The organism is Roseomonas fluvialis (assembly GCF_022846615.1).
In the GTDB taxonomy this organism is placed as follows: Bacteria; Pseudomonadota; Alphaproteobacteria; order Acetobacterales; family Acetobacteraceae; genus Neoroseomonas; species Neoroseomonas fluvialis.
The window spans coordinates 4,541,514-4,551,119 of record NZ_AP025637.1; the positions used below are offsets into that span (position 1 = coordinate 4,541,514).

Genomic DNA, 9,606 nt, shown 5'->3' on the forward strand with positions numbered 1-9,606 from the left:
GATGCTGAACCTCGCCGAATACCGCCGGAAGCCCCAGACGCTGGCCGACTTCCTGCCCTGGGCCGCGCTGGTGGCACCCGGCGTGGTGCTGAACAAGGATGGCTCCTTCCAGCGTAGCGCCCGCTTCCGCGGCCCGGACCTGGACAGCGCCACCCCGGCCGAGCTCGCCGCCACCGCCGCGCGGCTGAACGGCGCGCTGCGCCGCCTCGGCTCGGGCTGGGCGGTCTTCGCGGAGGCGCAGCGGGTTCCGGCACGGGGATACCCCGCAAGCACCTTCCCCGACCCGGTCTCGGCCCTGGTCGATGCCGAGCGCCGCGCCCAGTTCGAAGAGGCCGGCGCGCATTTCGAAAGCAGCTACATCCTCACCTTCGCCTGGCTGCCGCCGGCCGACGACGCCGCCCGTGCCGAGGGTTTTCTCTATGAGGGCACAGCGGGCGCCGAGGTGGCGGGTGGCCGCGAGGCGCTCAGAAACTTCATCGACCGCACCGACCGCGTGCTCGACCAGATCGAGGCCTTCGTCCCTGAGGCACGCTGGCTCGACGATGCCGAGACGCTGACCTTCCTGCACGCGACGGTCTCAACCCGCAGCCACCTGGTCCGCGTGCCCGAGACGCCGATGCATCTCGACACGCTGCTGGCGGACCAGCCGCTGATGGGCGGCCTGGCGCCACGGCTGGGCGATGCGCATCTGCGCGTGCTGACCATCATCGGCTTCCCGAGCGCCACCTTCCCCGGGATCCTCGACGAGCTGAACGCGCTCGCCTTCGAGTATCGCTGGTGCACGCGCGCCATCTGCCTGGACCGGACCGACGCTCAAAAACTGCTGACGCGCATCCGCCGGCAGTGGTTCGCCAAGCGCAAGTCGATCGCCGCGATCCTCAAGGAGGTGATGACCAACGAGCAGAGCGTCCTGCTCGACAGCGATGCCGCCAACAAGGCCGCCGACGCCGACGAGGCGCTGCAGGAGCTCGGCCAGGACATCGCCGGCTGGGCCTATGTCACGGCGACCGTCACGGTCTGGGACGACGACGCCCGTGCCGCGGACGACAACCTTCGCCTGGTCGAGAAGGTCATCCAGTCCCGCGACTTCACCGTCATCCGCGAGGGGGTGAACGCCGTCGAGGCCTGGCTCGGCAGCCTGCCGGGCCACCTCTACGCCAATGTGCGCCAGCCCCCGATCTCGACGCTGAACCTCGCCCACATCGTCCCGATCTCGGCCGTCTGGGCCGGGCCGGAGCGGAACGAGCATCTCGGCGGCCCGCCGCTGTTCCATGCACGGACGGAGGGGGCGACGCCCTTTCGCTTCTCGCTGCATGTAGGGGATGTCGGGCACACGCTGGTCATCGGCCCGACCGGCGCGGGCAAGTCGGTGCTGCTGGCGCTGATGGCGCTGCAGTTCCCCCGCTACGCCGGCGCGCAGGTCTTCGCCTTCGACTTCGGCGGCTCGATCCGCGCCGCCGCGATCGCCATGGGCGGGGACTGGCATGACCTCGGCGGCGCGCTGGCCGGCGACAGGACCGAGCCGGTCGCGCTCCAGCCTCTGGCCCGGATCGATGCGCCGGAGGAGCGCGCCTGGGCCGCCGAATGGATCGCCGGCCTGCTCGCCCGCGAGGGTGTGGCGATCGACCCGGCGGTGAAGGACCATCTGTGGTCCGCGCTGACCAGCCTCGCCTCCGCGCCGATCCACGAGCGCACCCTGACCGGCCTCGCCGTGCTGCTGCAGTCCCAGGTAATCAAGCGCGCGCTCGAGCCCTACAACCTTGCTGGCCCCTGGGGCCGGCTGCTCGACGCCGAGGCGGAGCGGCTGGGCGAGGCCGAGGTGCAGGCCTTCGAGACCGAGGGGCTGATCGGCACTGCGGCCGCCCCCGCCGTGCTGGCCTATCTCTTCCACGCCATCGGCCGGCGCCTCGACGGCCGGCCGACACTGATCATCGTCGACGAGGGCTGGCTCGCGCTCGACGACGCCACCTTCGGCGCGCAGTTGCGCGAGTGGCTCAAGACGCTCCGCAAGAAGAACGCTTCGGTGGTCTTCGCGACGCAGTCCCTGGCCGACGTGGACGGCTCGGCCATCGCGCCGGCCATCATCGAGAGCTGCCCGACGCGCGTCTTCCTGCCGAATGAGCGTGCGCTCGAGCCGCAGATCGCCGCCATGTACGCCCGCTTCGGGCTGAACGACCGGCAGACGGAGATCCTCGCCCGGGCGACGCCCAAGCGCGACTACTACTGCCAGTCCCGCCGCGGCAACCGGCTCTTCGAGCTGGGGCTGTCGGAGGTCGCGCTCGCCTTCTGCGCCGCCTCCTCCAAGACCGACCAGGCCGCCATCGCCGAGACCCTGGCCACCCATGGCCGCGCCGGCTTCGCGCGCGCCTGGCTGCTGCGCCGTGGCCTCGACTGGGCCGCCGAGCTTCTGCCCGACCCTCCGGAGGAACCCGCCCCATGATCCGCCGCCCGCTCCGCGCCGCGCTGCTCGGCGCGGCCCTCCTTGGCCTCCCGTTCCCCGTCACGGTCACGCCCGCCCAGGCGCAGTGGACGGTCTTCGACCCATGGAACTACGCGCAGAACATCCTCTCCGCCGCCCGCGCGCTGGACCAGATCAACAACCAAATCGCCTCGCTCCAGAACGAGGCGCAGATGCTGATCAACCAGGCGCGCAACCTCGCGAGCCTGCCCTACTCCTCGCTCATGCGGCTGCAGCAGTCCTTCGCGCGGACGCAGCAGCTGATCGCCCGCGCCCAGCGCCTTGCCTACGAGGTCACCGACATCGAGCGCGCCTTCACGCAGGGCTACGGCAGCGCCGCCTCGCTCGGCTCCAGCCAGCAGATGTTCGCCAATGCGCGCGAGCGCTGGCAGACCTCCGTCGCCGGCTTCCAGGACGCGCTGATGACCCAGGCGACGGTGGTCGGCAACCTCACCGGCACGCGCGCAGAGATCGAGGCGCTGATCGGCCAGAGCCAGGGTGCGACCGGTGCGCTCCAGGCGGCGCAGGCGGGCAACCAACTCCTGGCCCTCCAGTCCCAACAGATCGCCGATCTCACCGCGCTCCTCGCCGCGCAGGGCCGTGCCCAGGCGCTGGAGGCCGCGCGCGTGGCCAGCGGCGAGGAGCAGGCGCGCGAGCAGCTGGAGCGCTTCCTGGCACCCGGTGCCGGCTATCAGCCCGGTTCCGCCCGCATGTTCCATGGTCCCTGAGGGCAGACCGTGGCGCCGTATCCCCGCAACCGTTGCGGCGTGCCATGAACGGCACCGGCGTCATCGACCGGTTCCTCGACGTCTTCACCCGCTACATCGACAGCGGCTTCGGGCTGCTCGGCGGCGAGGTGGCCTTCCTCGCCGCGACGCTCATCGTCATCGACATCACGCTCGCCGCGCTCTTCTGGGCCTGGGGCGCGGACGACGACATCATCGCCCGCCTGATCAAGAAGACCCTCTTCGTCGGCGTCTTCGCCTGGATCGTCGGCAACTGGAACTTCCTGGCCCAGGTCATCTTCGACAGCTTCGCCGGCCTCGGCCTGGTCGCCTCGGGCTCGACCATCACGGCGCAGCAGCTGCTCCAGCCGGGACGCGTCGCGCAGGTCGGCCTCGATGCCGGGCGGCCGCTGCTCCAGGCCGTCTCCGGCCTCATGGGCTACGTCTCGTTCTTCACGAACTTCGTCCAGATCGCGATCCTGATGTTCGCCTGGGCGGTCGTGCTGCTGTCCTTCTTCATCCTGGCGATCCAGCTCTTCGTCACGCTGATCGAGTTCAAGCTGACGACGCTGGCGGGCTTCGTGCTGGTGCCCTTCGGGCTGTTCGGCAAGACGGCCTTCCTCGCCGAGCGGGTGCTCGGCAACGTCGTCTCCTCCGGCGTGAAGGTGCTGGTGCTGGCCGTCATCATCGGCATCGGCTCGACGCTCTTCGCGCAGTTCACGGCAGGCTTCGGCGCCAACCAGCCGACCATCGACGAAGCGATGTCGATCGTGCTCGCGGCACTGGCGCTGCTCGCACTCGGGGTCTTCGGGCCGGGCATAGCCAATGGGCTGATCTCCGGCGGGCCGCAGCTCGGCGCGGGCGCGGCGGTCGGCACGGGGCTGGCGGTTGGGGGAGCAGCTGTCGCCGGTGCTGCTGTCGCCCGGACCGGGCTTGCAGCGGTCGGCGCGGCGGGGTCAGCGGTCGGCGCGACTGCACGCGGCGCGGCCTATACCACGGGCGCCGCCGGCACCGCCTACCGCACCGGCGGTGCTTCGGGTGTCGTGATGGCCGCGGGCTCGGCTGCCATGAGCCCGCTGCGCAGCGCGGCGGGCAGCCTCCGCGCGAGCCACGCGGCCGGGAGTGCCGCCGGCAGTGGAGGCGCATCGCCCCCTGCGGACCCGCCGCCATCCTCCGGCGCTCCCGCCTGGGCCCGGCGCATGCGCCGCGGCCAGGCGCTGAGCCACGGCGTCACCACCCTCGGCCACGCTATCCGCTCGGGCGACGGTGGTGGCGCGGGCTCCTCCATCCGCCTCACGGAGGATCGCTGATGTTCCGCCGTCCCTCCGTCCGCTACGGCCGCACGCCGGAGCCCGAGACGCCCTACCAGCGTGCCGCCCAGGCCTGGGACGAGCGCATCGGCTCCGCCCGCGTCCAGGCGCGCAACTGGCGCCTCATGGCGCTCGGCGAACTCGCCCTGATCGCCGGCCTCGCTGGGGCGCTGGTCTGGCAGTCCGCCCGCGGCACCGTCGTGCCCTGGGTCGTACAGGTGGACCGGCTCGGCGAGGCGCAGGCCGTCGCCCCCGCCATCGCCAACTTCCGGCCGACCGACCCACAGATCGCCTGGCACCTCGCGCGCTTCATCGAGCAGGTGCGCGGCATCGCCGCCGACCCGATCATCGTTCGGCAGCACTGGCTGCGCGCCTATGACTTCGCGACCGATCGCGGCGCGCTGGCGCTGAACGACTTCGCGCGCGCCAGCGATCCGTTCGCCCGCGTCGGCCGCCAGCAGGTCGCCGTCGAGGTCTCCAGCGTCATCCGCGCCTCCGAGGACAGTTTTCGGGTCGCCTGGATCGAACGCACCTACGAGAACGGCCAGCTCGCGCGCACCGAGCGCTGGACCGCGATCCTGACGATCGTCGTCCAGCCGGCGCGCGACGCCGAGCGCCTTCGCAAGAACCCCCTCGGCATCTTCGTCCACGCCATCAACTGGTCGCGGGAGCTCGGGCAATGAGGCACGCACACCCCACCCTGGCGCTTATCCTGTTGGGCCTCGGCGCCTGCGCCTTCCGCCCGCCCGAGATCCGCTACGACGACGAGCCGATCCAGGCGACGCAGATCCCCGAGCCGCCGCGCCCCGTCGAGATCGTCGAGGTGCCGACGCCCCTGCCACTGCCGGGCCAGCTCCAGCGCATCCCGGCCGCGCGCCGCACGCCCGAGGCGCCGGATCCCACCGTGCGGGTCAACCAGGCCAACGCCGCCGCGCGCGTGCAGCCCGTGCGCGCGGGTTTCATCAACGCCGTGCAGGTCTACCCCTTCACGCCGGGCGCGCTCTATCAGGTCTACACGGCGCCCGGCCAGGTCACCGCCATCATGCTGCAGGAGGGCGAGACGCTGGTCGGCAACGGCCCCGTCGCCGGCGGCGACACGGTGCGCTGGATCATCGGCGACACCGAGAGCGGCACCGGCCCCGCACGCCGCGTGCACATCATCGTCAAGCCGACCCGGCCCGACCTCACCACCAACCTCATCATCAACACCGACCGCCGCACCTACCTGCTGGAGCTGCGCTCGACCGAACAGACGTACATGGCCTCCGTCTCCTGGCAGTATCCGCAGGACGCGCTGATCGCGCTGCGCCGGCAGAACGCCGCCGCACCCGTCGAGCAGGGGCTCGATCTCGCGCGGCTGCGCTTCCGCTACGAGATCGAGGGCGACAGCCCGGCCTGGCGGCCGCTGCGCGCCTTCGACGACGGGCGGCAGGTCTTCATCGAGTTCCCGCGCGGCATCGGCCAGGGCGAGATGCCGCCGCTCTTCGTCATCGGGCCGGAGGGTGAGGGGCAGCTCGTCAACTACCGCGTCCGGCAGAATTTTGTGATCGTCGACCGGCTCTTCGCGGCGGCCGAGCTGCGTCTCGGTGACCGGCAGCAGCGCGTGCGCATCGTGCGCACCGATGGCCGGGCGCGATGAGCGGGGCGGCGCCGGAACGGGGCGGGAGCGAGCGCGACATCGCCGCGGCGCTGCGCCTGCGCCCCGACCCGCCGCGCGTGGTGCGGCTCTCGCGGCGCGTACTCATCGGGCTCGGCGTCGCGGCGGGGCTCGGCATCGGGGCGGCGCTGATCGTGGCCCTCCAGGGCCGCAGCGGCGGCGAGGGGCCGCGCGAGCTCTACAGCACCGACCGGAACCCGCAGGCCGATGGTCTCGCCATGCTGCCGCGCGACTACGCCGGCATCCCACAGCTGGGGCCGCCGCTACCGGGCGATCTCGGCCGGCCGATCGTGCGCGCGCAGGAGCGCGGCCAGCCGGTCGTGCCGCCCCCAATCGCCACCACCGCCGATCCGGCGGAACAGCGGCGGCTTCAGGAGATCGAGGCGGCGCGCACCAGCCGGCTCTTTGTGCAGGTCGAGGCGCGGGGTGAACCGCGTGGCGCAGTGCCCGCCGGATCGCTGGCAGCGGATCCTGGTGCGTTGCCGATCGGTCCCGACGCCACCGACCGGCGGCTCGCCTTCCTGGGCGGGCCTGCCGATCGCCGCACGACCTCTCCGGACCGTCTCCAGACACCGGCGAGCCCCTTCGTCATCCAGGCCGGGAGCGTCATCCCCGCGGCGCTGCTCACCGGCCTCCGCTCCGACCTGCCGGGGCAGATCACTGCCCAGGTCACAGCGAACGTCTTCGACAGCCCGACGGGGCGGCACCTGCTCATCCCGCAGGGCGCGCGCCTGATCGGCGCCTATGACAGCCGCGTCAGCTTCGGGCAGCGGCGCATCCTGCTGGTCTGGAACCGGCTCATCCTGCCCAACGGGCGCTCCATCGTGCTGGAACGCATGCCCGGGGCCGACGAGGCAGGCTACGCGGGCCTCGAGGACGGGGTCGACTACCACTGGGGGCGGCTCTTCCTCGCCGCGGGCCTCGCGACGCTGCTCAACCTCGGCCTGGAACTCGGCCGCGACGACGAAAGCGACATCGCCCGCGCCATCCGCGAGAGCGGCCAGGACACCGTCGGCCGCGCCGGCGAGGAGATCGTCCGCCGGCAGCTATCCGTCCCGCCGACACTGACCGTGCGCTCTGGCTTTCCGGTGCGCGTCATCGTCCACCGCGACCTCGTGCTTGAGCCCTACGGAGGCTGACCCATGCCGAAGCTGAAGCTTGGCCCGATCCTCGATGACCGGCCGGTGAAGCTCACCGTGGAGCTGCCGGCGGATCTCCACCGTGACCTGGTCGCCTACGCGGAAGCGCTCTCGCGCGAGACGGGGCAGCAGGTCGAGCCCACGAAGCTCGTCGCGCCGATGCTGGCGCGGTTCCTCGCGAGCGATCGAGGGTTCCGCTCGGCACGCCGGCCCGCGCCTCGATCGAGGGCGCCGCAGCCTCAGCCGCCGCGCGATCCCTGATTCGCACGCAGCTGCGCCAGGAAACGACGCAAGGCGGGGTTGTCGCGCTTGGGGTCCCAGTACGCCGCCGCCTCGACCATCGTCGGTCCCGTCTCGTCGCCGACAGGCCGGAACACGACGCCTGGATAGGCGGCGCCGGTCGCCGATTCCCCGACGATGGCCACGCCAAGCTTCGCGCCGACGAGATTGAACATCGCCTCGCGCCCGACCTCATGCGTGGTGAAGCGCGCGGCATGCCCGATCGGCAGAAGGCCCTGGATCATGGCCCGCACCTCCGGCCCCGAGCCGCTCGCCGTTGTGATGAACGTCTCGGTCACCAATTCGGACCACACCACCAACTCACGGTCAGCAAGCCTGTGGCCATCCGGCAGCGCAACCAGCGCGGGTTCCCGCCACGAAGGCAAGCTGTCCAGCCCAAGCTCCTCCCGTGCGGTGAGGACAACGGCGATGTCCGCTCGACCTCGTCGCACGGCCCGCAGAAGATGCTCGCGCCCGCCCTCGACCATCGAAAACGACATTCGCGGATTCTGTCCGAGGAAGGTCAGCAGGCTGTCGCGAAGCTGCCCGTGCGAAAACGAGAAGTACGACGCCACTACCAGATGGCCGATGGCGCCGGCGCCCTCGGAGCGGGCGGAAGCCGCCGCGTCGTCGATCGCCGCCAGGATCAGCCGGGCTGCATCAAGGAACCGCTCACCGGTCTCGGTGGTCGTCACGCCGGACGAGCGTCGCTCGAACAGCGACACGCCGAGATCGTCCTCGAGCGCGCGCACGCGCCGGCTGACGGCCGATGGCGTCAGGTTCGCGGCGCGCGCCGCAAGCCGGATGCTCCCGAGGTCCCGGACCTGGCTCGCGAGCCATAGCGCGCGCAGGCTGATCGACCTGTCGAACCGACCATCCTTTGGGCTCGATCTACGCTTTCCCTTCATCGCAGCCGGCCGCGAAGTCCGGCTGACCCCGATCCCGGTCAGTGACGGGCCTTGGAGCACGCCATCGGCGCGCAGGACCGGCCCTTCTGTCGAATGCGGCGCGAAGCGTGGCGCAGCGCGTCCACCATACGCAATCACATTTCTGCGGCCGCTTTGGCCCAAGCGAATTGCGCGAATGTGGTCGCCTCGGCTGGAGCGCCGCGCGCCGGACATCCGAGAAGCGCCCCCGCATGCTGCCGAGCCGCGCGCACCCGCTTGCGATTGCGGCTCGAAGGGCGTCGCCGACGACCCCGATTCGCTCTCCGACTGCTTCCGTGGTGCTTCCGTGAGCACCTGCAGCACGCGCCAGCCGAAAAACCCTTCAGCTAGCACCTTGATTAGTGTAGAGAATTTGGCGGACCCGATTGGATTCGAACCAACGACCTCTGCCTTCGGAGGGCAGCGCTCTATCCAGCTGAGCTACGGGTCCAGCCATGCAGCCATACCCCAGGCCACCCGCCGACGGAAGCCCCGAGCGCCATCGCGGAACCGCCATGTCATCCGGCTATCCGGTCCGATCGGCCGCCGGCATCCTCCCGCCAAGTCCGCACCGACCATCCGCCCAAGCCGAGACGCCGACCTCCCCGCCATCACCGCGATCTACGCCCACTGGGTCACGCACGGCCTGGCGAGCTTCGAACTCGACCCGCCGGGCCAGGACGAGATGGCGCTTCGCCGCGCTGCCGTGCTGGCGGCCGGCTACCCCTACTTCGTGGCGGAGCACGACGGGCGCGTCACCGGGTATGCCTATGCCTCGGCCTACCGGGCGCGCCCGGCGTACCGCTTCGCCGTCGAGAACTCGGTCTATGTGGCGCCGGGATCGACACGCGACGGCGCCGGCGCGGCGCTGCTCGACGCGTTGGTGGCCGAGTGCACCAATCGTGGCTTCCGGCTGATGATCGCGGTGATCGGCGATTCCGCCAACGCGCCGTCGATAGGCCTGCATGCGCGCGCCGGATTTGCTCGGGCTGGGCTGCTGCCCGCGGTGGGGTGGAAGCACGGGCGCTGGGTCGACAGCGTGCTCATGACGCGTCCGCTCGGCGCTGGGCCGGCGACGCCGCCGGCGGGCTGACCGCGCGCCCCCCCCCGGC

9 protein-coding genes and 1 tRNA gene are annotated in these 9,606 nt (G+C 71.5%); 8 read left to right on the forward strand and 2 right to left on the reverse strand.

Features of this window, described 5'->3' with window-relative positions:
• Position 1 precedes the first annotated feature (1 nt).
• From trbE to MWM08_RS21790, 7 genes are read left to right on the forward strand one after another with little or no spacing between them, the layout of a single operon-like run.
• Positions 2-2,440, forward strand: a complete 2,439-nt coding sequence (gene trbE / locus MWM08_RS21760) for a conjugal transfer protein TrbE (RefSeq protein WP_244408601.1) — start codon at positions 2-4, stop codon at positions 2,438-2,440.
• Entirely contained in the window at positions 2,437-3,186 is a 750-nt protein-coding gene (trbJ, locus tag MWM08_RS21765; RefSeq protein WP_244408602.1) for a P-type conjugative transfer protein TrbJ, read from the forward strand. Before trbE ends, trbJ begins: the two co-directional genes overlap by 4 nt.
• 44 nt (positions 3,187-3,230) lie before the next feature.
• The gene (trbL, locus tag MWM08_RS21770) at positions 3,231-4,493 is read left to right on the forward strand and encodes a P-type conjugative transfer protein TrbL (protein ID WP_244408603.1); all 1,263 of its coding nucleotides are present in this window, start codon (positions 3,231-3,233) and stop codon (positions 4,491-4,493) included.
• Positions 4,493-5,176, forward strand: coding sequence for a conjugal transfer protein TrbF (trbF, locus tag MWM08_RS21775; protein WP_244408604.1), 684 nt, complete (start codon positions 4,493-4,495; stop codon positions 5,174-5,176). Before trbL ends, trbF begins: the two co-directional genes overlap by 1 nt.
• Positions 5,173-6,132, forward strand: coding sequence for a P-type conjugative transfer protein TrbG (gene trbG / locus MWM08_RS21780; RefSeq protein WP_244408605.1), 960 nt, complete (start codon positions 5,173-5,175; stop codon positions 6,130-6,132). Before trbF ends, trbG begins: the two co-directional genes overlap by 4 nt.
• A complete protein-coding gene (locus tag MWM08_RS21785; RefSeq protein WP_244408606.1) occupies positions 6,129-7,289 on the forward strand; it encodes a TraB/TrbI/VirB10 family type IV secretion system protein in 1,161 nt (386 codons plus the stop codon). Before trbG ends, MWM08_RS21785 begins: the two co-directional genes overlap by 4 nt.
• A 3-nt stretch (positions 7,290-7,292) precedes the next feature.
• On the forward strand, positions 7,293-7,550 hold the full coding sequence (locus tag MWM08_RS21790) for a DUF2274 domain-containing protein (RefSeq protein ID WP_244408607.1): 258 nt from the start codon (positions 7,293-7,295) through the stop codon (positions 7,548-7,550).
• Here the strand turns inward: MWM08_RS21790 and MWM08_RS21795 are convergent.
• Both MWM08_RS21795 and MWM08_RS21800 read right to left on the reverse strand, forming a co-directional pair.
• Positions 7,529-8,476 carry a LysR family transcriptional regulator gene (locus MWM08_RS21795; protein WP_244408608.1) on the reverse strand — a complete coding sequence of 316 codons (948 nt, stop codon included), beginning with the start codon at positions 8,474-8,476 and terminating at the stop codon, positions 7,529-7,531. The genes MWM08_RS21790 and MWM08_RS21795 overlap by 22 nt on opposite strands.
• Positions 8,477-8,868: 392 nt before the next feature.
• A tRNA-Arg gene (locus tag MWM08_RS21800) sits at positions 8,869-8,945 on the reverse strand.
• A gap of 126 nt (positions 8,946-9,071) precedes the next feature.
• On the opposite strand from MWM08_RS21800, the gene MWM08_RS21805 reads away from it, so the two are divergent.
• On the forward strand, positions 9,072-9,587 hold the full coding sequence (locus MWM08_RS21805) for a GNAT family N-acetyltransferase (RefSeq protein WP_341482873.1): 516 nt from the start codon (positions 9,072-9,074) through the stop codon (positions 9,585-9,587).
• Positions 9,588-9,606 lie beyond the last annotated feature (19 nt).